Source organism: Pseudarthrobacter humi (genome assembly GCF_024294965.1).
GTDB classification, from domain to species: Bacteria; Actinomycetota; Actinomycetes; order Actinomycetales; family Micrococcaceae; genus Arthrobacter; species Arthrobacter humi.
The window spans coordinates 112,951-138,056 of the sequence record NZ_JANCLV010000010.1; the positions used below are offsets into that span (position 1 = coordinate 112,951).

The following is a 25,106-nucleotide window of genomic DNA, read 5'->3' on the forward strand; positions in this document are numbered from 1 at the left end:
CGGGTGCCAGCTAGCGTCGCCAGCCGTCCACCGGCCAGGTCATGAATGCGGGCTCCTCGTAAGGGTGCGTTGCGCGCAGGGCCAGCACAACGGCGTCGAGCATCTCTTCCTCCACAACGCACTCCACCCGGGTTTCCGGCACGCGTTCGATCGCACCCACTGCCCCGACGAACGGCTCGGCGCCAGACAACGGAGTGAAGCGCCCGGTGCCGGGGGAGGTGAAGGTGCAGTGCGAATAGTTCCCGATCCTGCCCGCGCCGGCGTCCCCGATTGCCGCGAGCAGCGGCTCCGCGTGTGTCTCCGGAACGTAAACCACCAGGGCGTGCAGCTGTGTCATGGCCTCATCCTGCCAAGAAGGCAGGGTAAAGGGCAGCGATTTCATTGCTTATCCGGCGGGTAGGGCCGATCATGGATATGTACACCGATTGGGGCAATCTCAAGGTTGTGAGCTGCGGGGCCTGGCTGGAGGGCCGGACCCGGCAGCTCAACGGTGTATCGGAGGAATGGGCGCATTGGGGGCGTCCATTTTTACGTTAACGGACCACCTGGAGCCCGGATTGCCGCATGCGGTAATGGTCCGCCGGCCCAATTGGGCGATGCCGGAATGTTCAGGTAGTCTAGTATCTGCTTTTGATTCGAAAGCAGCTGGAGAATTCGCCTAGCGGCCTATGGCGCACGCCTGGAACGCGTGTTGGGTTAACGCCCTCGGGGGTTCAAATCCCCCATTCTCCGCCAGCCAAAAACCCGGTTCTGACCTCGTCAGGGCCGGGTTTTTGCTGTCCTCCGGCCAGGCGTTGACCCATGGCTGGAGCCCGCCGCCCAGCCCGGCTGCCAGGTCACGTGCCCGGGTAGCCCAGGCGGCGGAGACGCTCCCGGGCCGCTTGTTCGCTGGGTCCAGGCCCGCGTCCAAGGGCAAGATGTACGACGCCGAGAGTCACCTTCGTTGCCAGCCTCACGGGGAGCGGGAACGGCCCCAGCCGGGGAACCCGGAGCCCCAGCATGCGGCGGTACTTCGGTTCCAGGCTGTAGACGGCGCCGGCGAAGATGACCCGGTAGCCGGGGCGCAGCAGCGGATGCAGTGGCGGGTTGCGGATGAACTCCACGGTCTCGGCAACCCGGCTGTCCGCGACCAGCTCACCGTTGTTATACCAGCGGTCCAGTTGCTCCCGCATTTCGGCCTCGCTCAGGGGCGGATCCTCCACGCCCATCAGCAGTCCCGCCTGGGCCCACTCGCGGACATAGGCGTCGGGGCCGCCGGGGATCCCGGCACCCCAGATTTTGTGGGCCGAGAGGAAGGCGTCCACAAACGCGATGTGGACCCAGCGGGCGAGTTCCGGATCGTTGGCCGAGTAGCTCCGCTCGCCGCCGTGCCCGTCACCGTACGTCCCCTGTACAGGCTCATGCAGCCTACGGACCCGGGCGGAAGCCTCGTCCGCGGCGGACTGTGGGCCATAGGTGACGGTGAAGATCCAGCGGATGGTCCGGGCCAGCCGGCTGAGCGGATCGGCGCGGAAGTCAGAGTGCTCCTGGATTCCCGCCAGCGCCCCGGGGTGCAAGGCCTGCATCAGGAGCGCACGGACCCCAGCCACAATGGTGGTCATGGAGCCGTGCACCGCCCAGACGGCCGAGCCGGGAAGGTGATAGCCGGCGTCGTCCCCTTCGGCCAGCCGCGGAACCCAGGCGGGCTGACCGTCAGTGCTGCCGGTGAAAACCCGCTTGATTTCGCCCTGCCATTCCCTGAGGAAATTTCGCATGTCACTATTCTCGTCCAGAAGCGGCGGGCACGGTGCTGGGGGCTGGTCCACATAATGTCCGCAGCGGGACCGGCGCGGGGGTTCACAGGCCCGGGTCTTTGTGGTCCCATGAGATGGTAAGTCCGTCTGGATCCGGGGTCTGGCGGGCCAACCCGGGAGTAACGAGTGGGCAATCATTGGGGATCCGGCCGGGAGAAGGAGCCCGCGGGCGGCTGCGCCATGGCTGTGCGCGTGCTGGCCGCCGGCGCCGTTGTTGCCACGTCACTCTTCGCCGTCGGCTTCCCTGGATCGTCCCCCGTTGAACTCCGCCCGGCAGCGTCGCCGGCGGGTGCCGGACATGTCGGCCTGCCTGGGCTGGCCGGTCCTTTCCTGACGGACAGCCGGGCCTTGGTTCCGTTTAACCGCACACTGGTCAGGACGATCGCCAAGGGCGGGAGCGCTCCGCTCATCGTGGCCGCCACCGGGCTCACACGCCCCCCGGAGGGGTTCCTCATGGCGCCGCTTGAGTTCCTCACGTCAAGCTCTCCATTCGGGTACAGGGTCAGCCCGATCACCGGTGCGGGCGGCGATTTCCACCTGGGCCAGGACTTCGCTGCAGGCTGCGGCACCAGGGTTTATGCGGCCGACGCAGGCGTGGTCCGGGCCGCCGGGTGGCACCCCTGGGGCGGCGGCAACCGCGTGGAACTGGACCACGGCAACGGGCTGATCACTACGTACAACCACCTGGAGGCTGTGGCGGTCCGGACGGGGGACTCTGTGCAGGTGGGCCAGGTCATTGCCCGTGTGGGCACCACGGGATGGTCCACCGGCTGCCATCTGCATTTCGAAACCATCCTCAACGGCAAGCACACGAGCCCGCTGAACTGGACACTTCTGCGCATTCGCCAGCTGGACGAGCTCGAGGACATAGCCATGGTCAGCTATGAGGCCAAACCCGGGGACGTCGGCGCGCAACGCTGGGCCATCCCGGTCGCCGAGGACAACAGCCACACGGTCCTGGGCGGCGAAGAGGAACTGTCCGAACCGCCGCCGGTGGAGGGATCAGTGACAACGTCGGAAACGCCGGACGAGGCACCCACGGAAGAGCCGTCGTCGGACGCTACCTCGACTGGATCCGCGTCGCCGGACCCGACTGCGACGGAACCTGCGACGGAAACAGCCACTTCGACGGCATCGCCCTCCCCAACGCCTTCCACGCCCCGGGCAACGCGGACGCCGACGGGAACGTCAAGCGCCACGCCGACGACGACGACGATGTCACCCACACCCGCGGGCACCTCGCCTGCGCCGACGACGAGCGCGTCGCCGTCTCCGACGCCGACTGTCTCCTGGTCGTGGCCGCTCAGGCCTACCTCGCGCCTGACGCCGACGCCGGCGCCAACGGTGGAGCCCACAGCAACAACGAGTAGCGAGTCGTCAGCCGAAACAGCCGCGCCTTCGCCTTCGTCCTCTACGACAGCCACAACCACCGCCACGCCTACCGACACCGCAACATGGTCCGAGTCGGCGGGACCCTGACAGAGAACTCCCAGACTGCACCCGTACCCTTGATGGTTGGCAACGAATCACCTGCATGACCAACCTTTCAAGGACGGCGCTGTGACAGACCTGTACACCATTCCCCTCACCCTCAACGACGGCACCGAAACCGACTTTGGCCGGTTCAAGGGCAACGTGGTGCTGGTGGTGAACGTGGCGTCAAAGTGCGGGTTCACTCCGCAGTACGCGGGCCTCGAGACGCTATACGAGAAGTTCCGCGACCGCGGCTTCGATGTGCTCGGAGTTCCGTGCAACCAGTTCGCCGGCCAGGAGCCGGGCAACGACAGCGAGATCGCCGAGTTCTGCGAGCGGAATTTCGGTGTCAGCTTCCCGCTGACGGCCAAGGCCAACGTGCGTGGCAAGGACCAGCATCCGCTCTATGCCGAGCTGACCAGGTTCAAAACCAGTGTGCTGCCCGGCCTGGTGAAATGGAACTTCGAGAAGTTCCTGGTCAACCGCGAGGGCGAGGTGGTGGCACGCTTCGCGCCCACCGTCGAACCGGACTCCGCCGAGGTCATCGACGCAATTGAAATGGCACTGGCAGAATTTGACGGACCGGCGGCCACAACCGAACTTTCCGAGGCTTAATTCTTTAGTTTTTTCCAACTTGGCCGCAATAATTTACCCACAGTTTGCCAATTGTCTGATTGGATAATAGTTACTGAAGGGTAGAAGGGAAACGCCGTTTCCCACCAACCACAGAGGCAGCAATGAAGCACATCGAGGCCGAACACCCCCGGCCACGCCACTTCCTTCTCCACCTGAGCGACCCCCACCTGTTGGGAGGTCCGGATCCCCTTTACGGCGCAGTTGACAGCGAAGCCAAGCTCATTCAGCTTTTCGACGAGGTCAGGGCTTCCGGCGCCCGGCCCGAGGCCGTGATCTTCACGGGTGACCTCGCCGACCAAGGCGATCCCCAAGCCTACGCAAAGCTCCGGGCAATTGTTGATCCCGCCTGCGAAGACATGGGCGCCCAAGTCATCTGGGCCATGGGCAACCACGACAACCGCGCCAACTTCCGGACCGGGCTGCTGGACGAGCCTGCCAGCGACGCACCGGTGGACCGCAGCTACTTCATCAACGGCCTGCGCATCATCACCATGGACACGTCGGTACCGGGTTACCACCACGGCGAGCTAAGTCCGACCCAGCTGGGGTGGCTCACCCGCCAACTGGATACCCCGGCCCCGGACGGCACCATCCTGGCGCTCCACCATCCGCCGGTCCCGTCGGTCCTGGACCTTGCCGTGCTTGTGGAACTGCGGGACCAGGCAAGCCTGGCCTCCGTGGTCCGCAACTCCGACGTCCGGACCATTCTCGCCGGCCATCTGCACTACTCGACCACCGCCACGTTTGCGGGGATTCCTGTCTCCGTCGCCTCGGCCACGTGCTACACCCAGGACCTCAACGTCGCTGTCGGCGGTACCCGCGGCCGGGACGGCGGGCAGGCCTTCAACCTGGTGCACGTCTACGAGCACACCATTGTCCACTCTGTGGTTCCGCTCGGGAACGCGGCCACCGTGGGGGAGCATGTCACCTCGGAAATGACTGCCGAGCGACTGGCCGCCGCGGGCGTCAGCATCCCTGACAACGCCAAAACAGGAGGCGTCAGGAAGGTAGCCCTTCCGAACTACGCCATCTAGCCGGCAGCCCGGCGGGTCGGAAGCCCTGACGTCGGCGCGACCAGCGTCAGGGCCATGAGCGTCAGAGCTCCCAGGGCGCCTTGATGGGGTAGTACTTCTCCAGGAAGTCTGTCACGAGCTCGGCGCGCTCGTCGGCGGGGACCTCGGGGAAACTGCCGTCGTTGAGGCAGAAGAAGTCCATGTTCCGCTTGGCCAGCAGCTTGGGCAGGGTGTTCAGCCCGGCGCGGGCGGTGGTGTCCACGTAACGCACCTTGGCTGCGGTCTGCGTGACCGCACGGCCTGTCAGCAGCGCGTAGTAGTGGTAGAAGGAATTGGTGACCGAGATGTTGTCCGCGGCGCGGAACCTGCTCGCCGCCGTCTTCTGGAACTCCTCCGGGAACTCACGCTCCATCCTGGCCACGACGCTGCGCCGCAGCGGGGCGGCGGTGTGCTCCAGGTGCCGCGTGGTGATCCGACCGAACCGGTTCCAGAGCAGCTTGCGGTTCACGCGGGCGGCGTTCTCGAAACCACTGCGCTCGGCATCGTTGTCGCCCAGCCCGATCCGGGTCTCCGCCTCGATGAACTTCGTGACGCCACCCGGTGTGAAGAACATGTCCGGGCCCACCGGGCGGCCGAAAAACATGTCGTCATTCGAGTAGAGGAAGTGCTCGGAGAGGCCCTCGATGTGGTGGAGCTGGCATTCCACTGCCTGCGAGTTGTGCGTGGGCAGCACTGCGGGATCGGCGAAAAACTCATCGCTGCGGACAATGGTCACGGACGGGTGCTCCGCGAGCCACTCCGGGGCGGGGGAGTCTGTGGCGATAAAGATGCGGCGGATCCAGGGTGCGAACATGTAGACGGAGCGCAGGGCGTATTTGAGTTCGTTGATCTGCCGGAAGCGGGCCTCGTGGTCGTCGCCTTCGCCAAGAACCACACCCTGCTGCTGGGCACGGCGGGCCGCGATGTATTCGGGAGAGCTGCCGTCAACCCACGAAAACACCAGGTCGATGTCGAAGCTGATGTCGCTGGCATGGTCGGCGAACATGTTCTCGATGGTGGGCCAGGTGTGGCCGTACCGTTCAACCGTCCCGCGGACAGCGTCCTGGGACTGCATGGTGCGGCGGGTCAGGGAGTTTTCGATCGGGAGGATCAGCTGATTGCCCTCAAAGCTCCAGAGCTCAATCTGGACGCCGGCGGAGGAACCGAACTCGAAACCGCCATCGGGTTCAACCCGCGGTCGGTAGAGGCGGAAGATGCGGGCCTGACGGTTGGGGGAGAGGTCCCCGTCGGCAACCAGCACGGAAGACTTCTTTTTCGCGTCCACGGTCATGGAGTACACGGGCTCGTTGCGGCAGGCCTCAACCAAGGCCGCCCGCAGCTTCTTGCGGTCTTTCCAGTCCAGGGCGATGACCGGACGGTCGTTGTTGCCGCGCACCAAAAGGTAGTCCAGCCCGGCCTCCGCAAGGACGCCCCGCAGGAACAGCAGGTCCTCAACCATGGCCTGGTACGGCGTCCGGTTGTGGTTGATCAGGGCATACCTGCCCTTGTGCCGGACGACGTCCGGCCGGTGCTTGAGCCGCGCCTCAGCAGCCGGAGATGTCACCTCCGCATGGGTGCGCGGTTCTACGGACGCCTGGCCGCCGTAGTAGATCTCGTCCTGGACAGGTGCTTCTGTAATGGTTGTCTCCGTCGCGGCTAAATGGTAAGCGTTCTTATCTGAATAATAGCGCGACCCCCAAAATGGCAGGCCTCAATCGGGCGCCGCCGGCCGGGGACGGGCTCAGCCGACCATGGCCTCGCGCCAGCTGCGCAGGTAAGCTCCGCCGGCGTCGTCGTGGATGACATCTTCCCCAAGCCCCAGATCGGCGGCGGTCAACACGTCATACGGCTTGACCGGAACGCCGTCCGCCGGGCGGACATCAACGTGTTTTACGGGGTGGTCATTGTGGTGGAGCCAGTCCGCCATGGCGTAGTCCGTGCGGGAATCACCTACCGTCCGCCACGCGAGCGGCGTGATGCCCTGTCCCGCCAGCAACTCCACTGCGCGGCTGGCGCCGAGGTCTTTGCCGAGCCGCACTGACTCAATATCGGTGGAAATGATGGTGGGATCGACGCGGTAGTCCACCTCGTCGTCGGAATTCGGTGCGTGGTGCTCCAGACGGACCACACCCATGCCGTGGCGGGTCATGAGGTCCATGGCGTCGGAGTCGAAAAGCTTCTGCTCGGCAAGGTAGTCGGCGGAGGGCACCTCGATGTGCTGTTCAACGGACACCATGGCACGTTTCGTCTCGTCAAAGAACATGTGCCTGGAGTAGTCCTCGGCCACGAGCCGGCGGACGTCATCACCGTAGGCCTGGGGCACGGCCAGTTCGTGATCAACATGGATGGGGCCGGGCCCGGCGGCGGTGTAGCTGAACCACACGGCGCCCTTCTCGCAAATGGCATGGATCACTGTCCCGGCGGGAATACCGGCGGCGATCATCGGCTCCATGACCTGCTCGCGGATGAAGGCATCGGAGCGGCCGGTATTGAAAATGACCGGAATTCCGGCAGCGGCCAGCGCCACGAGATCGGCAATGATGCCGGGTTTCACGTCACGGGTCACGGGGCTGGCCACGGGTCCGTCAACGTCGAGCAGGAGGGCGAGCGGCGGGGTGGACGGCAGGCGGACGCCGTGCGTGGTGCTGGCAGGGAATTCGGGTGCAGTCATGACTCCATTGTGTCAGCCACTGGCCTGTGATCCTGCGCCGGCGGCGCAATGTCCACGGCGTATGACAGATGGTCACTGTTTGGCTACAACCTTGGGATGCTGCGGGCCGGACACTTCTCTTGGGCCCCCAAGCTGCCTAGGGTGGCATGGTGATCTTCAAAGCTGTGGGCGAGGGACGCCCGTATCCCGACCATGGTTTCAACACGCCCAAACAGTGGGCGTCGCTGCCGCCGCGCCCTGTCCGCCTGGACGAACTGGTGACCACCAAACGGACGCTCGACCTCGAAGCGCTCCTGGCCGAAGACTCCACCTTTTTCGGAGACCTCTTCCCCCACGTGGTGCAGTACCAGGGAACCCTGTACCTGGAGGACGGGCTGCACCGCGCTGTCCGGACAGCGCTGCACCAGCGGACCGCCATCCACGCCCGCGTGCTGGTTATAGATGGCTAGGAAACCCAAGGACGCCAGCGTCCTGCACGGCCACCACGTTGTCACCGGCCCCGAACTGCGGGCCACGTTTGAGGCTGCCGAGGACCCCGACAACCCGGTGCGGGTCCGCCGCCGCGTGGTGCATGGAGTGGTCCTGGTATTGCTGCTGGGCCTCATTACCGGCGCCATCATCGTTGCGTTGGCCATCATGAGCGGGCAACTGAAGCTTCCGACGACGGCGGGCAGCGATGAGCCCCGGACCACCTGTCCCGGGGCCACCTTTGACTACACCCCGAACGACAAAATAAACCTCAACGTCTACAACTCCACCAGCCGCCCCGGTCTGGCCCGCTCCGTGGCCGATGAGTTGCTGGTCCGGAAGTTTGTGGTGGGTGCCGTGGCCAACACGGAGGCCGGCTTCCGCGGCGTGGCGGCGGTGGTTTCGGGGGCTGCCGGGCAGTCTGCGGCCTTCAGCGTCCAACGGAACCTGCCCGGCTCCGACTACTTCCAGGACGGCCGGACGGACGCCAGCGTTGACGTGATTCTTTCCAGCGATTTCAAGGAGCTGGCCGCCGCGGACCGTGTGGACCAGACTCCCGGGACGCTCAGCTGCCCCCGGGAAAGCCGGCGGATCGCCGACGATGCCAAGTGGCCTGTCATTCCGACGGCCGGCGCCACACCCTAGGCCTACACGCCCTAGCTGATGCGCAGGGGGGCGCCGTCGTCGTCGAACCTTGCTCCGGCGCCCAGCTGGATGAACCGCACGGTCCGGGCGATCCGGGCCTCAAGTTCGGCGGGCTCATTGCTGCCGCGGGCGGCGCTGGAGGAGAGTGTGCCGTGGATCAGCTGCGCCTGCTGGCCAATGTCCGCTGGCGGCAGGTACCCCTGCGCCATGCCGTCCCGGAGAATGCCCTGCAGCAGGACGCTGAGTTCACCCACGTGGTCGGCCAGTTTCGCAAAGGACGACGGCGACAGCACCGCCGCCATCGCCGGTCCGGGCGGGAGGTGGCGGCGGCTGAGGTCCTCCACCTGGGTGCGCACGTACAGGGCCAGCCGTTCGACGGGGTTCTCGAGCTTGCTCAGTGACTCCCGGAGTTCGGTGAGGAAGCGCTCGGTCTCATCCAGGGCGTAGGAGATCAGCAGTTCTTCGATGTCCGCGTAGTAGTTGTACACCGCGGTCCGCCCCACCCCGGCATGCCGGGCGACGTCAGTCATGGTCAGTCCGGGCAGGCCGTGGGTGAACAGGAGCTCCCCGAAGGCTGTCAGGACCCGGCGTTGCGTCTCGGCGCGTTGCGCGGCGTTGGTGGCCGCCGAAATCCTGGGCATGCGGACACTTTACCGCGATGTGTCAGTAAACCCGGAGTTTTCGTCCAGATAATCCCGCTCTTGGTGGCAGTTGGGTGGATTATCTGGACAAAAACTCAACGGGCCGTGTTGGATCGGGCGTGTCAGACAGCGCAGCCGTCCGGGCCGCAGGCCTCGCCGTCGTTGCCGTCCGCGGCGGTGACCAGAACCAGGGGGTTGGTCTCTTGCCAGGCCTGGTTGAGCGCCGCCGTGAACGTTTCGGCAGGTTGGGCGCCGGAGAGCCCGAACTTGCGGTCAATCACAAAGAACGGGACGCCGCTGATGCCCAGGCCGCGGGCTTCCTCGAAATCGAACCGGACGTCATCGGCGTATTTGTCCGTAGTGAAGAGTTCAGCGACTTCATCGGTGTTGAGGCCCAGCTCATGGCCCAGGGTGGTGAGGTACTCGGCGCTTCCGATGTCCTTGCCATGTTCGAAATGATCGCTCAGCAGGCGTTCCTTCGCGGCATCCTGCTGTCCCTGCTGGGAAGCGAGGTGGATCAGGCGATGGGCGGTGAAGCTGTTGGCCACCACCACCTGGTCGAACCGGTAGTCCAGGCCCTCGCCCTTGGCCTGCTCGGTGACGTGGTCAAACATCTGCGAAACCTGGGCCGGGGCCATGCCCTTGCGCGTGCTCAGATACTCCAGCGCGGTGCCGTCGTAGTGCTCGGGAAGGGTGGGGTCCAGCTGGTAGCTGCGCCACTTCACCTCCACAGCGTCGCGGTGCGGGAACTCGGCCAGGGCCGCCTCGAACCGACGCTTGCCGATATAGCACCACGGACACGCGACGTCTGACCAGATCTCAATCTTCATGCTTGCCACAACTGTGCAGGTCAGACACCCATTCCCCGCGGGCTGTGTCGGATTTGTCACATTGGGCCTTGAAATGGCTCCCCGCGCGGGGCGATAGTCGAAGCAGTGGGTTAAGCAGAGGCCATTCTGAACACATCAGTCGGTCGGGGGACTCGGACTGTGATTCTCCCGGAGGCACAGTATGCGGATAGGACTTGTTGCGGCACCATGGATTCCGATTCCCCCGGCCGGGTATGGGGGCATCGAAAGGGTGGTTGACTCCCTTGCCCGGGGATTCATCGCCGCAGGGCACCAGGTGTTGTTGGCTGCAGCGTCGGACAGCACGTGTCCGGCGCCGATGGTGCCGGGGATGAGGCCATCCGAGCCGGCTGCATTGGGGTTCACGCTCTCGGAGCTCAGCCATGTCATCAGGGCCTATGAAGGACTGGGGGACGTGGACATCATCCATGACCACACACTGGCTGGGCCGCTGCTGGCCCGACGAAGGTCCGCCGCCCCCGTGGTGACCACCATTCACGGCCCCCTCACCCCGGCGTCCGCGGATTTGTACCGCGCGATGGCTGCCGACACGGCCATCATCGGAATCTCACGTGACCAGGCTTCCCGTGTGCCGGATGTTCCGATCACCCGGGTGATCCATCACGGAATGGACGTCTCTGCCGTCCCGGTCGGTTCCGGCGCAGGCGGGTACGTCTGCTTTGTCGGCAGGATGTGCCCGGATAAAGGCGTTCTCGAAGCCATCCACATCGCGCGCAGGGCCGGCATTCCGCTGCGGATCGCAGCCAAGATGCGTGAGCCGGACGAGATCGCGTACTTCCGCTCCGTCATTGAGCCGCTCCTGGGGTCCAACGAGGATTTTATGGGCGAACTGGGGGACACCGACAAGTTTCAGCTCATGGGTGAGGCGATGGCGTTCCTGAATCCCATCCAATGGTCCGAGCCGTTTGGGCTGGTGATGATCGAATCCCTTTCAACCGGCACACCGGTGGTAGGAACTCCGATCGGATCCGCACCGGAGATTTTGGACCATGGAAAGACCGGCTACCTTGGGCCCACGGACAGCCTGCACACCTTCGTTCCCCTTACGGCACAGCTGGACAGGTCGCACTGCCGGGACCGGGCCCTCAAACTGTTCAGCACCGAACGGATGGTGGGCAACCACCTGGACCTCTACACAAAACTGCTGGAAACGAGCCCGCTTCCCGGGGTTCCGGATGTTTCCCATGTGGGCCAGAATCAAACGGGGAGAGCAGTTATCCGGGCGTCGGATCGGGCCCGATCCCTAGCGGGCGGTCATGAGGAAGGAGCGCATCCATGACTGCATGGAATGCCGACACCGAGGCTGATGTCGGCGGGGCTGAGGCCATCACGGTGGTGGAAGGGTCTTCCTTCTGTATTTCTACCCGGAGCGGCGACATCCGTGCCGACGGTGAAACGAATGGCGCGTTCTACCAGGACACCAGGATTGTGTCCCGGTGGATACTGCGCATCAACGGCGCGCTCCGTGAGCCGCTGGTGGCGCAACGGCCCAACTCCTACGAGGCCACGTTCGTGGGCCGCGCCCAGTGGCCCGGCGGCAGGTTCGACAGTCCGCTGGTGGTCCGTCAGGTCCGTCATATCGGACCCGGGCTGCAGGACGACATCACCCTCGAAAACTACTCAGCGGAAGCCGTGGACTGTGATATCGAACTGTTGGTTGACGCCGACCAGGCCGACCTCTTCGACGTCAAGGGCGGCCGGATTCCGCAGGGCGCGCGGGTGAGCCGCACGGTCAGCGACGGCGGGATGCGGATCGAGGCCCTCCGTAACGGCCAGCGGCGCGGCTCCGCCATCCGCGCAGCCGGCGCCGAAATCTCCACCGAGATGCTTCGCTTCCACGCAACCATTCCGGCGCGCGGCGAGTGGTCCACCAGCGTGATTGTGGTCCCGCTCATCAACGGTGTGGGACCCGCGGCGCCGTTCACGCAAGACGGACAACCGCGCGGACGCGTGGGCGTGCAGCGGCACTTGGCATGGGAAGAACATATTCCGCGCATCAGCGTCGCGGACGGCAATATCGAGGCCACCCTGCGCCGGAGCCAAAGCGATCTGGGGTCCCTCCGGATTTTCGACGCCGAGCACCCGGACCGTGCGGCCGTGGCCGCGGGAGCACCCTGGTTCATGGCACTCTTTGGCCGGGATTCACTGCTGTCCTCCTACATGTCATTGCTGGTTGACCCCACGTTGGCGGTCGGAACCCTCCAGACGCTGGCAACCCTCCAGGGCACGAAGGTGGATCCCGACTCCGAGGAAGAGCCGGGACGCATCCCGCATGAGGTTCGGCTGGGCGTGACGGCGGGGCTGTCCCTGGGCGGGACCGCGTATTACGGCACGGTGGACGCCACCCCGCTCTTTGTCAGTCTCCTGGGCGAACTGAGCCGCTGGGGACTGTCCGAGGACATCATTGATTCGCTGATTCCCCATGCCGACCGCGCCCTTGACTGGATCGAAAAATACGGCGACCGTGACGGCGACGGCTTTGTGGAATACCTTCGCCCCAACCAGCACGGTCTCCTCAACCAGGGCTGGAAGGACTCCTGGGACGGGATCAACTTTGCCGACGGGCGGATGGCCGAACCACCCACTGCCCTGTGCGAGGTCCAGGGCTACGTCTACTCCGCCTATGTGGGACGGTCCCTGCTGGCGCGCTGGGCCGGGGATCCTGAGACAGAGCACCACTGGGCCGAGCGGGCAATCGCCCTGAAGGAGGCTTTCAACGAGAAGTTCTGGCTGCCGGACAGGGGCTACTTCGCCATCGCGCTGGACAAGGACAAGACTCCGGTTGACGCGTGCACTTCAAACATGGGCCACTGCCTGTGGGTGGGCATCGTGGACGAGGAAAAAGCCCCGTCAGTGGCGGAGCAACTGATGTCCCCCGAACTGTTTACCGGCTGGGGGATCCGGACCCTGGCTTCGGACATGGGCGCCTACAACCCTGTCAGCTATCACAACGGATCGGTGTGGCCGCACGATACGGCGATCGTGGCCACAGGGCTGATGCGCTATGGATTTGTTGATGAGGCCGTGAAGATCGCCAGCGGGATCCTGGACGCCGCCGAACACTTCGACGGCCGGCTGCCGGAGCTGTTCTGCGGGTTCGACCGGTCCGAATTCCACGGCCCTGTCCCGTACCCCACGGCATGCTCGCCCCAGGCCTGGGCCGCGGCAGCTCCCATCCAGCTTGCCCGGATCCTGCTGCGCTTCGACCCGGACTTCACGCGCAACGTGGTCCATCTCGCACCGATCCTCCCGGAGGAAATCGGGGACTTCAGGGCCGAGAACGTACTGCTGGGGACTTCGCGTGTGGCCATCAGCGCGCGCGGGAGAGAAGGCCGCATCGACGGCCTCCCAGCGCGGCTGAAGCTGCTGAAGGAACCGCGTCCGCCCCTGGACGAACGACTGGGTGGACGGGCCGGAGACTAGCGGCAGGTTTCTCGGGGAGCGCTGAGGGCAGGGCCCGCTCAAGGACGAAGTCCTGCTCCACGGTGGTTCCCAGCCGGAAGGCTTGCTGGACGTAGCATTTGCTCCGGTGACGACGACGGCGGGCACGCCAGCGGGAAGGTGACGGCCGCCAGGTCGGCGAGCGGGCCGGCGTCGTCCGTTGTTGCCTTTCGGATCGTGCGGGTCGTGCAGGGATGCTCCGTGCGCTTCCTAGGACTTCGAGCTGAAAGCGGCGTCGAAGCTGGTCTGGGAGGCGGGGAAGTCGAACTTCTTCAGGGCGGCGAGGGCTTCGGGGGCGCCGTGGAGCCGGTCCATGCCGGCGTCTTCCCATTCGACCGAGATGGGTCCGGTGTAGCCGATCGCGGCCAGGGCGCGGAACGACGATTCCCACGGGACGTCGCCGCGGCCGGCGGAGACGAAGTCCCAGCCCCGCCGCGGGTCACCCCACGGCAGGTGCGAGCCCATGACGGTGTTCCGGCCGGTGGGGCGCAGCTTCGTGTCCTTGCAGTCCACGTGGTAGATCCGGTCCTTGAAGTCCCAGATGAACGAGACGGGGTCGATGCCCTGCCACATGAAGTGGGAGGGGTCCCAGTTCAGGCCGAACGCTTCACGGTGGCCGATCGCTTCGAGCGTGCGGACGGTGGTCCAGTAGTCGTAGGCGATCTCGCTCGGGTGGACTTCGTGGGCGAACCGGACCCCGCATTCGTCGAAGACGTCCAGGATGGGGTTCCAGCGGTCCGCGAAGTCCTGGTAGCCGGCCTCGATCACGGCGGCGGGGACGGGCGGGAACATGGCCACGTACTGCCAGATGGAGGAGCCGGTAAATCCGACGACGGTGTCCACGCCGAGGGCTTTGGCCAGGCGGGCGGTGTGCTTCATTTCCTCGGCGGCGCGTTGGCGGACACCCTCGGGATCCCCGTCGCCCCAGACCTTCGCGCCCACGATCGCTTCGTGGCGGAAATCGATGGGGTCATCGCACACGGCCTGGCCCTTGAGGTGGTTGGAGATGGCCCAGACCTTGAGGTTGTACTTCTCCAGGACGGCGAGTTTGGACTCGACGTAGCCGGGTTCGTCCCAGCGCCAGGCATCCAGGTGGTCCCCGGACACGGCGATTTCCAGGCCGTCGTAGCCCCAGCCGGAAGCCAGCTTGGCGACTTCCTCGAAGGGGAGGTCGGCCCACTGGCCGGTGAAGAGTGTGTAGGGGCGGGGCATGTCAGGCTCCTTCAGAAGCGGTGGTGCGGGCCAGCAGGATGGTGGAGCTTTTCGCGGCGGCGGACTCTTCGATGGCGTTCAGGATCCGCTGCACTTCGAGGCCGTCCTCGAACGACGGCGACGGCGGGGTTCCGGTGCTGATGGCGGTGAGGAAGTCGCGGATCTCATGCGTGAACGTGTGCTCCCAGCCGATGATGTGGCCCTGCGGCCACCAGGCTTCAAGATACGGATGCTCGGGTTCCCCGACCAGGATCCGGCGGAAGCCCTGCTCGCGGGCGGGTGCCGTGGCGTCGACGAAGTGGAGTTCGTTGAGGTTTTCCAGGTCGAACAGCAGGGAACCCTTGTCCCCGTAGATCTCCAGCGAGAGTGCGTTTTTCCGGCCGGTGGCGACCCGGGAGACCTCCACTGAGGCGATGGCCCCGGAGGCGAGGGACAGCGTGGCCCAGGCGGCGTCGTCGACCGTTACATCCTCCATGCCCGCCGCCCCGGGACGGCGCGTGGTGAAGGTGTGCAGGCGGCCGGAAACCTCGGTGACCCGGTCTCCGAGCAGGAACAGGACCTGGTCGATGGCATGGGAGGCGATATCCCCGAGCGCCCCGGAACCGGCGGTTTCCTTGTTCAGCCGCCAGCTCATGGGCGCCGTTTCGTCCGCCAGCCAGTCCTGCAGGTAGGCGGCCCGGATGTGCCGGACAGTTCCCACCCGGCCGTCCGCGATGAGTTCCCTCGCCAGGGCCAGCGCGGGCACCCGCCGGTAATTGAAGCCGATCATCGACTGGACGCCCTGGGCCCTTGCTGCCTGGGCGGCCGCTGCCATGGCCTCTGCCTCGGCAAGGGTGTTCGCGAGCGGCTTCTCCACCAGGACATGCTTGCCCGCCTGAAGCGCGGCGATTGCGATCTCGGCGTGCATCCAGCCCGGGGCGCAGATGTCCACGATGTCGATGTCACCGCGGTCCATGACGCTCCGCCAGTCGGTCGCAGTCTCGGCCCAGCCGTATTTGGCAGCTGCTGCCTCCACCCCGGCGGCGTCCCGGCCCACGAGTAGTTTCTGCTCGAAGGCCGGGACGTCGAAGAAGCTGGCCACGTTGCGCCAGGCATTGGAATGGGCCTTGCCCATAAACGCGTAGCCGATCATCGCGACGCCGAGCGGGCGATTGGTGGCTGATTCAGGTGAGGTCATCATCGTTGCCCCTAGAGCGTTGCGGTTTCCGGTGCCCAGTCCTCGGGCAGGGCCGGCGAGACCGGAGCGGAGCTTTCGACGTCAACAAACGTGCCGGAATCCATGGATTCGGTGATTGAGACCATGCTGTCCACGACGTGGTAGGCCAGGTTGCCGGTGGCCCGGTGGGGGACGCCCGCACGGAGCGAGCGGGCCATGTCCAGGACGCCCATGCCGCGGCCGCTGGCGGGACCGGTTGCGGGAACCGTGGTCCAGTCCTCGTCCCCAGCGCGCCAGAGCCTGATGTCGCCGTCGAAATTATTGGGGTCCGGCAGCGAGAGGGTGGCTTCGGTGCCGGTGATTTCCACAAAGCCCATGTTCACGCGCGGGGACTCAAAGGAGAAGACGCTGTGCGATGACGCGCCGCTTTCGAACTGGGCCATGGCGCTCACGTGCGTGGGCACCTCGACGGTGAACTCCTCGCCGGCCTTGGGTCCGGAGCCGATAACGCGGAAGTCCCTGGACTTGGATCCGACGGCGGCGACCTTGCGGATGGAGCCGAACGTCTGGACCAGCATGGTGAGGTAATACGGGCCCATGTCGAAGAGCGGCCCGGCGCCGGTCTGGAAGAGGAAGGCCGGGTTGGGGTGCCAGGATTCCGGGCCGGGGGTCTGGAAGGTGGTCATGGCCGTCAGCGGGGTGCCGATGTCGCCGCGCTCGATCAGCCGGCGTGCGGTCTGCAGGCCGGCGCCGAGGAAGGTGTCCGGAGCGCAGCCGAGACGGATCCCGGCGGCGTCGGCGGTTTTGAGCAGGCCGAGACCGGAGGCGCGGTCCAGGGAGAAGGGCTTCTCGGTCCAGACATGCTTGCCGGCATTGACGGCGGCGGTGGCCACCTCAACGTGCGCCGCGGGGATGGTCAGGTTCACGATGATTTCGACGTCGGGATGGTTCAGTGCCGCGTCCACGCCGCCCCACTCCGGGATGCCGTATTCCTTGGCCCGGGCCTCGGCGGCCTTTTCAAAGAGGTCGGCGATGACAAGGACTTTCAGGTCCGGGAACACGGTGAGGTTGTCCAGGTATTCCTTGGAAATGTTGCCCGCGCCGATGACGGCAACGCCCACGGGGCCGCGGCGGGTCGACGCTGCGTGGCTCATGCGCGTGCTCCGGCGGTGCCCATGCCCGTGCGCTGTGCGGCATTGAGGTAGGCGAGGCTCTCGGCGATGCCTTCGAAGATGTCTCCGGCGTAGTCATCGAATTCCACCACGCCCACCTCGAGGGACCTGGCGGCGGCAACGACGTCCAGCACGGCGACCTTGCCCTGGCCTGCAGGCTGCTGCGCTTTGGTGTCCGTATTCAGCGGTCCGTCCTTGATGTGGATGAACTTCACCCGGTCGCCGAGCCGCTCCAGCACCGCCACAGGATCCTGGCCGCCCACGGCAACCCAGTAGGTGTCCACTTCGAGGACAACTTCGGGATCGAGGAGGTCCGCGAAGTACTCCAGCGCGGTGCGGCCCTCGATGGTGGACTCCAGCTCCCACTGGTGGTTGTGGTAGCCCACGCGGATGCCGTATTCGGCGCCCTTCCTGGCTGCGTCGTTGAGGCCGGCGGCGGTGGCCTGGATGTCCTCGGCGGACTGCCAGCGGTCGGCCGGAATGAAGGGGTCGATGACGGTGCTGATGCCGAGTTCCTTCGCTGCGGCGAAGATCTCATCCTGGTCCTGGCTCAGCAGCGGTGCGTGCCCGGACGGCGCCGTCAGGCCGTTCTCCCTCAGCGCAGCCCCGAGCTCTTTGGCCGTGGCGACAAAGTTGTACGGCTCAACCTTCGTGAAGCCGATCTCCGCGACCTTGCGGATGGTGCCGGGAAGGTCCGCCTGGATCTGGTCCCGGAGTGTGTAGAGCTGGATCGAGTAGTTCATTGGTTCTCCTGATTGCAGACGAATCCACGTTGATTGGGTGCTGCGGTGCTGAGGGCGATGCCACTGCCACTAAAGCTAGAATGACTTTTGCCGATCGTCAAGCAAAAGTTGCACGAAAACCGATATTGTTTGTTCCGCGTGACAGGCAGAAGTTCCATGTGTTATTCATAATCCATGAGCCTTAGCCCCGGAACAGAGCACGCCGCCCCAGACCACGGCGTGAGCCTGGCGCGCGCCGGCGACCTCTTCCAGCTGCTCCGGGACGGCCAGGCGCGGACGCGGGCGGAGCTGGCCCTGACCACCGGACTGGCGCGTTCAACTGTCGCCGCGCGCATCGATGCCCTGATCTCCTCCGGCCTGGTGGGCGCGGCCGGTGAGGCGAACTCCAGCGGGGGCAGGCCGCCGTCGCGCTTTGCCTTCAACCCGGCGGCACGCGCCGTCCTGGCCGTCGACGTCGGCGCCACCCACGTGATTGTTGCCGTTACCGATCTCAGCGGCCGGGTCCTGGCCGAGCGGCGGCTGGCCCAGGATGTCGCGGCCGGCCCCGAGGCGGTGCTCGGCCGGGTGGTCAAGGAGGGCCGGGCGTTGCTTGAGCAGGCCGGACGGGGCCCGCGCGATCTCGCCGGCATCGGAATCGGCCTGCCGGGGCCCGTGGAGCACGCCACCGGAAAGCCCGTCAAGCCGCCCATCATGCCGGGGTGGGACGGGTTCGACGTCGTCCCTTATGTCCAGCGCTCGCTGCCAGTGCCGGTGCTGGTGGACAACGACGTGAACATCATGGCGCTGGGGGAGCGGTCGGCGCACTGGGCGGACCACGGGAATTTCCTGTTCATCAAGGTTGCCACCGGCATCGGATCCGGGATCATCAGCAACGGCGAACTGCAGCGCGGCGCCAACGGAACGGCGGGCGATCTGGGCCACGTCCGCGTGCCGCGCGGCGATGACGTGCTGTGCCGCTGCGGCAACTACGGCTGCCTCGAGGCGCTGGCGTCCGGACCGGCCCTGGCCGCTGAACTGTCGCGGCAGGGTGTGCCGGCGCGCAAGGGCAGTGATGTGCTGCGGCTGGTCGGCGAGGGCAACCCGCAGGCCATCCACGCCCTGCGCCAGGCCGGCCGGGATGTGGGCGATGTGCTGGCCACCGTGGTCAACCTGCTGAACCCGTCCGTCATCGTCATCGGCGGGAGCCTGGGCCAGGCCGGGGAACACCTGATGGCCGGCGTCCGCGAAGTGGTCTACCGGCGGTCCTTGCCGCTGGCAACCAGCCACCTGCGGATCGCCCTGTCCGTGGCCGGGGACCAGGCGGCGATTCTTGGTGCGAGCCAGATGGTCACGCAGTACGTGTTGTCCCCTGCAGCCATTGAGGCGACGCTTCAGGCGGCCGGTTAGGCGGTTTTTCCGCAGTCACCCCGCCGTGATCACGCGGACGGGCGTTCCCTCCAGCCAGGCCTTGACGTCCTCGAACGCGCCACCGTAGAACTGCCGGTAGCTCTCGGCCGTCACGTAGCCGAGGTGCGGGGACAGCACAGTGTTGGGGGCGCTGAGCAGCGGGTGGCCCGCGGAAAGCGGTTCCTGGTCAAAAACGTCCAGGGCCGCGCCGCGGATCCAGCCCTCGTTCAAAGCCCGCACCAGGGAGTCCTGGTTCACCAGCGGACCCCGCGAGGTGTTCACCAGGATGCCTTCCGGCCCCAGGAGCCGCAGTTCCTGCTCACCCACGGTGTCCTCGGAACGGGGAGACAGCCGCAGGTGGAGGGACACGACGTCGGAATTCTCGAAAAGTTCCTCCTTGCTGACCTTTTGAACGCCTGCCTCGGCGGCGGCCTCATCGGTGAGATTCTGGCTCCAGGCGAGCACTTCCATGCCGAAAGCTTGCCCGTACGCCGCGATCCGCCGCCCGATCTTGCCCAGGCCGACGACGCCCAGGGTCTTGCCGGAAAGCTCCATTCCCACCGAGGTCTGCCACGTGCCCGCGCGCAGCGAGTTCTCCTCGGCCGGGAGGTTTCGGGCGATCGCGAGCAGCAAAGCCCAGGTCAGTTCGGGCGCGGCCGTGGGGGACCCGGGCGTGCCGCATACGGTGATGCCGAGTTCGGTTGCTGCGGCCACGTCGATGGATGCATTGGCCATGCCGGTGGTCACCAGCAGCTTCAGCCCCGGGAGACGTTCCAGCACGGTGCGGGGAAACGGGGTCCGCTCACGCATCGCTATGACGATCTGGCAGTTGGCGAGGGCTGCAGCCAGGGCGTCCTCGGACTGGAAGGGTTCGCGGTAGACGGATGCTGTAACGCCGGCCTGTTCCAGGGCGGCCCAGTCGGCGAAACCATGCGCCACGCCCTGGTAGTCGTCGAGGATGGCAAGCCGTTGTTGCATGTCTGTTCCTTCGTCCGAGGTAAGCGGCTTTAGTACCCGCACGTTGGGGCCGCCGGTGTGAGCTTCATCGTATGCCAGGGCGCCATGACGTTGCCTGTGGCGTCCGGGGCAATACGCCGTGATAGCAATGGAAGTGATGAAATCGTATTTAGCCACCGCGGAATCCTTGTGAGCGGACAGTTCCTGGCCAAAGTTCCCAAGGGCTGGATCCTCCTGGCCTGTATCGGACTGCTGGCGCTGAACCTGCGTGGGCCCTTCGTTGCCGTTGCCCCGGTGGTTGACCTGATGCAGGCCGACCTCGGATTTACCCCGGTGATATTGGGCCTGCTGACGAGCATCCCGGTGCTGTGCTTCGCGCTCGCCGCGTCGCTGGCGTCTCTGACCACGAGGAAACTCGGCGCGGAGTTCGCCGTTACGCTGACCATCCTCGGCGTCCTGGCAGGCGTGATTGTGCGCTCGGCTGGCGGCCCGGGACCGGTGGTGGTGGGCACGGTGATGATCGGCCTGGCCATCACGGTGGGCAATATCGCGGTGCCGTTGATTATCCGCCGCGACTTCTCCCCGATGCGCCAGGGTACAGCTATGGGTGTCTACACGGCGGCCCTGAACATCGGATCATTCCTGACATCGATGGTCACGGCGCCCCTGGCCGAGCTGGCCGGTTGGCGGGTGGCCCTGGCCGCTGTGGGCATCCTGGCCGTGATTGCCATCGTTTTCTGGACCCTCGCCGTGGGCGCCCGCACCGCGTTTGTGCCCTCCGGCACTGTGGTGGCCGGCGGGCAGGAACACCCGGCCGTCAAGGGTTCCGGCTGGATTACCGCCGGGCTCACCGCAGGCTTCGCCGGGCAAGCGTTTTCCTACTATGCGGTGACGGCATGGCTGCCGAGCTACCTCAACGACGAACTTGGCATGTCCGCCTCAGCCGCCGGGGCAGGCTCATCGCTGTTCCAGATCTTCGCCATCGTTGGCGGCTTGGGAGTGCCGTTCGCGGCCAAATATTTCAGTACGACGACGACGGCAGTCACCATTGGTGTGCTGTGGACGGCCGTGCCGGCCGGGCTGCTGCTGGCGCCGGAACTGTGGTGGCTGTGGTCCACGTTCGGCGGCATCGCGCAGGGCGGCGGGATCACGCTGATCTTCATCGCCATCATCAAACTGGCCCGGGACCAGGTGTCCGCGGGCCGGATGTCCGCCACGGTCCAGGGGCTCGGTTACTGCTTCGGTGCGGTGGCCCCGCCGCTGGTGGGGTTTGTGCACGACGCCTCGGGTTCCTGGACCCCGGCGCTGCTGGTGATCCTGGGCTCGGTGCTGATGTTCTTCGTCTGCACAACCCTGGCCGTGCGGCTGGTGCCGAAAGGACGCTGACGCGTCCCGCCGTCGTACGTTCTTTCCTTCGCCCGCATGACTTACCGACGCTCTCTCACTTAACGCGGCTTAACGACCGACGCTCTCTCACTATCTTGAGGATAGTGAGAGAGCGTCGCGGGTTTTCCTGCATTTCGTGAGAGAGCGTCGGCGGTGTCTCACGGGGTGTTCCGTCGCCGGGCCGGCTCCCCGGATCTCGGGGGTGCCTGTTGCGAAGGCGGTGCCTGCCCGGCGGACGGAAATCTACTCAGTGAGCCTGCTGCGGCCTAGGCCGCGGCGAGCTCCTCCTTGGTTGCCTTTTCGCGGGCCTCGGTGAGGTAGCGGGCGTAGGCGGGGAGGGTCAGGAAGGACGGGAAGTCCTGGCTGAGCGTGACTTCCTCGAAGATGTCGCGGGAGTCTTCGAAGCGGTCGCCGTCGAAGCGTTCCAGGCGGGCGAACTCCTCGTCGAGCAGCTCCTCGATCCACTGGTGGGTGATGATTTCGCCGCGGTCGGTGATGGCGGACGCGAACATCCACTGCCAGATCTGGGAGCGGGAGATTTCCGCGGTGGCGGCGTCCTCCATGAGGTTGTGGATGGCGACGGCGCCGTTCCCGCGGAGCCAGGACTCGATGTAGCGGATGCCTACCTCGATGTTGTTCCGGATGCCCTGCTCGGTGATGGTGCCTTCGGTGGCGGCCACGTTGATGAGGGCGCGGTCGTCGGGGATGACGTCCTCGCGGGTGCGGTCCAGCTGGTTGGGGCGTTCGCCGAGGGCGGCGTCGAACACTTCGCGGCACACCGGGACGAGGTCCGGGTGGGCCACCCAGGAGCCGTCGAAGCCGTCGTTGGCCTCGCGGGTCTTGTCGGCACGCACCTTCTCGAACGCGTTGGTGTTGGCGGCTTCGTCCTTGCGGTTGGGGACGGCGGCGGCCATACCGCCGATGGCCATGGCGCCGCGCTTGTGGCAGGCACGGACCAGCTGTTCGGTGTAGGCGCGCATGAACGGCTGCGTCATGGTCACCTGGGCGCGGTCCGGCAGGACGAACCGGGGGCCGCGGGTACGGAAGTTCTTGATCAGGGAGAAGATGTAGTCCCAGCGACCGGCGTTCAGGCCCGACGCGTGATCCCGCAGTTCGTAGAGGATCTCCTCCATTTCGAACGCCGCGGTGATGGTCTCGATCAGCACGGTGGCGCGGATGGTGCCCTGCGGGATGCCCAGCAGGTCCTGGGCGAGGATGAAGATGTCATTCCACAGCCGTGCCTCGAGGTGGTTCTCGATCTTGGGCAGGTAGAAGTACGGTCCCTTGCCCTGGGCCAGGAGGCGCCGGGCGTTGTGGAAGAAGTACAGGCCGAAGTCCACGATCCCGCCGGCCACGGGGGCGCCGTCGATGATCATGTGCTTCTCGGGCAGGTGCCAGCCGCGGGGGCGCACCACGATGGTGGGCAGTTCGCCGGCGGGGCGGAGCTTGTATTCCTTGCCCTCGGGGGAGGTGAAGTCGATGCGGCGTTCCAGGGCGTCCGTGAGGTTCAGCTGGCCCTTGATGACGTTCCGCCAGGTGGGGGTGGAGGAGTCCTCCATGTCAGCGAGCCACACCTTCGCGCCGGAGTTCAGCGCATTGATGGTCATCTTCTTGTCCACCGGTCCGGTGATCTCCACGCGTCGGTCTTCCAGGCCCGGGGCCGGGGGAGCGACGCGCCACGACGGGTCGTTGCGGATGTCCTCGGTTTCGCGGAGGAACCTGGGGTCCTGGCCGGCGGCGATGTCCGCCCGGCGGATCCGGCGTGCCTGCAGCAGTTCCTGCCGGCGCTCAGCCGTGGCCCGGTGCAGCTTGGCGACAAACTCCAGTGCATCCGGAGTAAGAACCTCGTCCTGCCGGCAAATAGGCTGCGCGGTCAAAGTGATCCCGTTGATGGTGAAGCTGTCTGTGAAGGTGTTCATTTCTGTCTCCTGGTGCAGGGCCCAACTGGGTAGCAGTAGGTGTCGTTTTGAGCCTCCAAAACGACACCTAGTGCTACTTACTTGGGGAAAATTTAGTGGAACTGGCCTTCTTCGGTGGATCCCACCAGTGCCAGGGTTGATGCGTTCGGGTTGAGCGCAGTTGCGATGTCGTCGAAGTAGCCGGTGCCGACTTCGCGCTGGTGCTTGGTCGCGGTGTAGCCGCGGGATTCGGAGGCGAATTCCTTCTCCTGCAGCTCGACGTAGGCGCTCATGCCTTCACGGGCGTACCCGTGGGCGAGATCGAACATCGAGTAGTTCAGGGCGTGGAAGCCGGCCAGGGTGATGAACTGGAACGTGAAGCCCATGGCGCCGAGTTCACGCTGGAACTTGGCGATGGTGGCGTCGTCCAGGTGCTTGCGCCAGTTGAACGAGGGCGAGCAGTTGTAGGAGAGCATCTGGTCCGGGAAATCGGCCTTGACGGATTCGGCGAACTTCCTGGCCAGCTCCAGGTCCGGGGTGCCCGTCTCCATCCAGATGAGGTCGGAGTACGGGGCGTAGGCCTTGGCGCGGGCGATGCAGGGTTCGATGCCGTTGCGGACCTTGTAGAAGCCTTCCGGGGTGCGTTCGCCGGTGACGAATTCCTGGTCGCGGGGATCGACGTCGGAGGTGATCAGCGTGGCTGCCTCGGCGTCGGTGCGGGCGATGACCACGGACGGGGTGCCGGCGACGTCGGCGGCCAGACGGGCCGCGTTCAGGGTCCGGACGTGCTGCTGGGTGGGGATGAGCACCTTGCCGCCGAGGTGGCCGCACTTCTTCTCCGAGGCGAGCTGGTCTTCCCAGTGCACGCCTGCCGCGCCGGCCTGGATCATGGATTTCATGAGCTCGTAGGCGTTCAGCGGGCCGCCGAAGCCGGCCTCGGCGTCGGCAACGATCGGCACCATCCAGTCCTCAACGGTCTGGATGCCTTCGGAGAATTCGATCTGGTCGGCCCGGAGGAGGGCGTTGTTGATGCGGCGGACCACGGTGGGAACCGAGTTGGCCGGATAGAGGGACTGGTCCGGGTAGGTGTGGCCGGAGTTGTTGGCGTCGGCGGCGACCTGCCAGCCCGAGAGGTAGATGGCGCGGAGGCCGGCTTTGACCTGCTGCACGGCCTGGTTGCCGGTCAGGGCGCCCAGGGCGTTGGTGTATCCGCCGGTCTTGTGCTCTTCGGTGAGCTGCTTCCACAGCTTCTCGGATCCGCGGCGGGCCAGCGTGTGCTCTTCGGAGACCCGGCCGCGGAGCTTGACGACGTCCGAGGCCTTGTAATCACGGGTCACACCTTCCCAGCGGGGGTTGGCGGCCCACTCGAGCTCCAGGGCGGCGGCCTGCTGTTCGGGCGTCTGCTGGGTGGGCTCAAATGCTGCAGTCATCGTTGTCTCCTTGATTGAGCTCCGGGTGCTTAATCCGCCGGCCGGAGCTGCTTCCTTGCAGCTCCGGCCGACTACCC

Annotated in this window: 22 protein-coding genes, 1 tRNA gene and 1 pseudogene; 10 read left to right on the forward strand and 14 right to left on the reverse strand. The window is 65.9% G+C overall.

Going from position 1 to position 25,106, the window contains the following annotated elements:
* Positions 1-10: 10 nt before the first annotated feature.
* Positions 11-337: a YqfO family protein gene (locus NFC73_RS14805; protein ID WP_254751382.1), complete on the reverse strand. Its 327-nt coding sequence runs from the start codon at positions 335-337 to the stop codon at positions 11-13.
* Positions 338-647: 310 nt separating this feature from the next.
* Between NFC73_RS14805 and NFC73_RS14810 the strand changes: the two genes are divergently transcribed.
* Positions 648-735 (forward strand) — tRNA-Ser (locus NFC73_RS14810).
* Positions 736-836: 101 nt separating this feature from the next.
* On the opposite strand, the gene NFC73_RS14815 is transcribed toward NFC73_RS14810, so the two are convergent.
* Positions 837-1,754, reverse strand: coding sequence for an oxygenase MpaB family protein (locus NFC73_RS14815; protein WP_254751384.1), 918 nt, complete (start codon positions 1,752-1,754; stop codon positions 837-839).
* Positions 1,755-1,919: 165 nt separating this feature from the next.
* On the opposite strand from NFC73_RS14815, the gene NFC73_RS14820 reads away from it, so the two are divergent.
* The 3 genes from NFC73_RS14820 (at position 1,920) to NFC73_RS14830 (ending at position 4,936) form a co-directional block, all read left to right on the forward strand.
* A complete protein-coding gene (locus NFC73_RS14820; RefSeq protein ID WP_254751386.1) occupies positions 1,920-3,272 on the forward strand; it encodes a M23 family metallopeptidase in 1,353 nt (450 codons plus the stop codon).
* Between the two features lie 81 nt (positions 3,273-3,353).
* On the forward strand, positions 3,354-3,881 hold the full coding sequence (locus tag NFC73_RS14825) for a glutathione peroxidase (RefSeq protein ID WP_308292688.1): 528 nt from the start codon (positions 3,354-3,356) through the stop codon (positions 3,879-3,881).
* Between the two features lie 122 nt (positions 3,882-4,003).
* Positions 4,004-4,936, forward strand: coding sequence for a phosphodiesterase (locus NFC73_RS14830; RefSeq protein WP_254751388.1), 933 nt, complete (start codon positions 4,004-4,006; stop codon positions 4,934-4,936).
* A gap of 61 nt (positions 4,937-4,997) precedes the next feature.
* Here NFC73_RS14830 and NFC73_RS14835 read toward each other — a convergent pair whose 3' ends face one another.
* Together NFC73_RS14835 and NFC73_RS14840 are read right to left on the reverse strand one after the other, a co-directional pair.
* A complete protein-coding gene (locus tag NFC73_RS14835; protein WP_372494670.1) occupies positions 4,998-6,413 on the reverse strand; it encodes a stealth family protein in 1,416 nt (471 codons plus the stop codon).
* Between the two features lie 282 nt (positions 6,414-6,695).
* A complete protein-coding gene (locus NFC73_RS14840) occupies positions 6,696-7,625 on the reverse strand; it encodes a Cof-type HAD-IIB family hydrolase (RefSeq protein ID WP_254751390.1) in 930 nt (309 codons plus the stop codon).
* Between the two features lie 149 nt (positions 7,626-7,774).
* Between NFC73_RS14840 and NFC73_RS14845 the strand changes: the two genes are divergently transcribed.
* Entirely contained in the window at positions 7,775-8,074 is a 300-nt protein-coding gene (locus tag NFC73_RS14845) for a type II toxin-antitoxin system VapB family antitoxin (protein ID WP_058930154.1), read from the forward strand.
* Positions 8,067-8,738 carry a LytR C-terminal domain-containing protein gene (locus NFC73_RS14850; RefSeq protein ID WP_254751392.1) on the forward strand — a complete coding sequence of 224 codons (672 nt, stop codon included), beginning with the start codon at positions 8,067-8,069 and terminating at the stop codon, positions 8,736-8,738. The genes NFC73_RS14845 and NFC73_RS14850 overlap by 8 nt, the downstream gene beginning before the upstream one ends.
* 11 nt (positions 8,739-8,749) lie before the next feature.
* On the opposite strand, the gene NFC73_RS14855 is transcribed toward NFC73_RS14850, so the two are convergent.
* Complete coding sequence (locus tag NFC73_RS14855) at positions 8,750-9,379, reverse strand: TetR/AcrR family transcriptional regulator (RefSeq protein WP_254751393.1); 630 nt, start codon at positions 9,377-9,379, stop codon at positions 8,750-8,752.
* A 122-nt stretch (positions 9,380-9,501) separates the two neighbouring features.
* Positions 9,502-10,209, reverse strand: coding sequence for a DsbA family oxidoreductase (locus tag NFC73_RS14860; protein ID WP_254751395.1), 708 nt, complete (start codon positions 10,207-10,209; stop codon positions 9,502-9,504).
* A gap of 181 nt (positions 10,210-10,390) precedes the next feature.
* On the opposite strand from NFC73_RS14860, the gene NFC73_RS14865 reads away from it, so the two are divergent.
* Positions 10,391-11,527 (forward strand): glycosyltransferase family 4 protein, encoded by a 1,137-nt coding sequence (locus NFC73_RS14865; protein WP_254751396.1) that lies wholly within the window; start codon positions 10,391-10,393, stop codon positions 11,525-11,527.
* Entirely contained in the window at positions 11,524-13,671 is a 2,148-nt protein-coding gene (locus tag NFC73_RS14870) for an amylo-alpha-1,6-glucosidase (RefSeq protein ID WP_254751397.1), read from the forward strand. The genes NFC73_RS14865 and NFC73_RS14870 overlap by 4 nt, the downstream gene beginning before the upstream one ends.
* A gap of 104 nt (positions 13,672-13,775) precedes the next feature.
* Here the strand turns inward: NFC73_RS14870 and NFC73_RS14875 are convergent.
* From NFC73_RS14875 to NFC73_RS14895, 5 genes and pseudogenes are all read right to left on the reverse strand, one after another.
* Positions 13,776-13,865, reverse strand: a pseudogene (locus NFC73_RS14875) (GNAT family N-acetyltransferase); the annotation flags it as partial.
* Positions 13,866-13,899: 34 nt separating this feature from the next.
* A complete protein-coding gene (locus NFC73_RS14880; protein ID WP_254751398.1) occupies positions 13,900-14,901 on the reverse strand; it encodes a sugar phosphate isomerase/epimerase family protein in 1,002 nt (333 codons plus the stop codon).
* Position 14,902: 1 nt separating this feature from the next.
* Positions 14,903-16,078, reverse strand: a complete 1,176-nt coding sequence (locus tag NFC73_RS14885; RefSeq protein ID WP_254751437.1) for a Gfo/Idh/MocA family protein — start codon at positions 16,076-16,078, stop codon at positions 14,903-14,905.
* A gap of 11 nt (positions 16,079-16,089) precedes the next feature.
* Positions 16,090-17,211 carry a Gfo/Idh/MocA family protein gene (locus NFC73_RS14890; RefSeq protein ID WP_254751400.1) on the reverse strand — a complete coding sequence of 374 codons (1,122 nt, stop codon included), beginning with the start codon at positions 17,209-17,211 and terminating at the stop codon, positions 16,090-16,092.
* Positions 17,208-17,972, reverse strand: a complete 765-nt coding sequence (locus NFC73_RS14895; protein ID WP_254751401.1) for a sugar phosphate isomerase/epimerase family protein — start codon at positions 17,970-17,972, stop codon at positions 17,208-17,210. The genes NFC73_RS14890 and NFC73_RS14895 overlap by 4 nt, the downstream gene beginning before the upstream one ends.
* 174 nt (positions 17,973-18,146) lie before the next feature.
* On the opposite strand from NFC73_RS14895, the gene NFC73_RS14900 reads away from it, so the two are divergent.
* Positions 18,147-19,358 carry an ROK family transcriptional regulator gene (locus tag NFC73_RS14900; protein WP_254751402.1) on the forward strand — a complete coding sequence of 404 codons (1,212 nt, stop codon included), beginning with the start codon at positions 18,147-18,149 and terminating at the stop codon, positions 19,356-19,358.
* Positions 19,359-19,373: 15 nt separating this feature from the next.
* Here NFC73_RS14900 and NFC73_RS14905 read toward each other — a convergent pair whose 3' ends face one another.
* Complete coding sequence (locus tag NFC73_RS14905; RefSeq protein WP_254751403.1) at positions 19,374-20,336, reverse strand: D-2-hydroxyacid dehydrogenase family protein; 963 nt, start codon at positions 20,334-20,336, stop codon at positions 19,374-19,376.
* 168 nt (positions 20,337-20,504) lie between these two features.
* On the opposite strand from NFC73_RS14905, the gene NFC73_RS14910 reads away from it, so the two are divergent.
* Complete coding sequence (locus tag NFC73_RS14910; RefSeq protein WP_254751404.1) at positions 20,505-21,701, forward strand: MFS transporter; 1,197 nt, start codon at positions 20,505-20,507, stop codon at positions 21,699-21,701.
* A gap of 266 nt (positions 21,702-21,967) precedes the next feature.
* Here the strand turns inward: NFC73_RS14910 and aceB are convergent, their stop codons facing one another.
* Together aceB and aceA are read right to left on the reverse strand one after the other, a co-directional pair.
* Complete coding sequence (aceB, locus tag NFC73_RS14915) at positions 21,968-23,620, reverse strand: malate synthase A (RefSeq protein ID WP_254751406.1); 1,653 nt, start codon at positions 23,618-23,620, stop codon at positions 21,968-21,970.
* A gap of 92 nt (positions 23,621-23,712) precedes the next feature.
* Positions 23,713-25,029 (reverse strand): isocitrate lyase, encoded by a 1,317-nt coding sequence (aceA, locus tag NFC73_RS14920; protein ID WP_254751407.1) that lies wholly within the window; start codon positions 25,027-25,029, stop codon positions 23,713-23,715.
* Positions 25,030-25,106 lie beyond the last annotated feature (77 nt).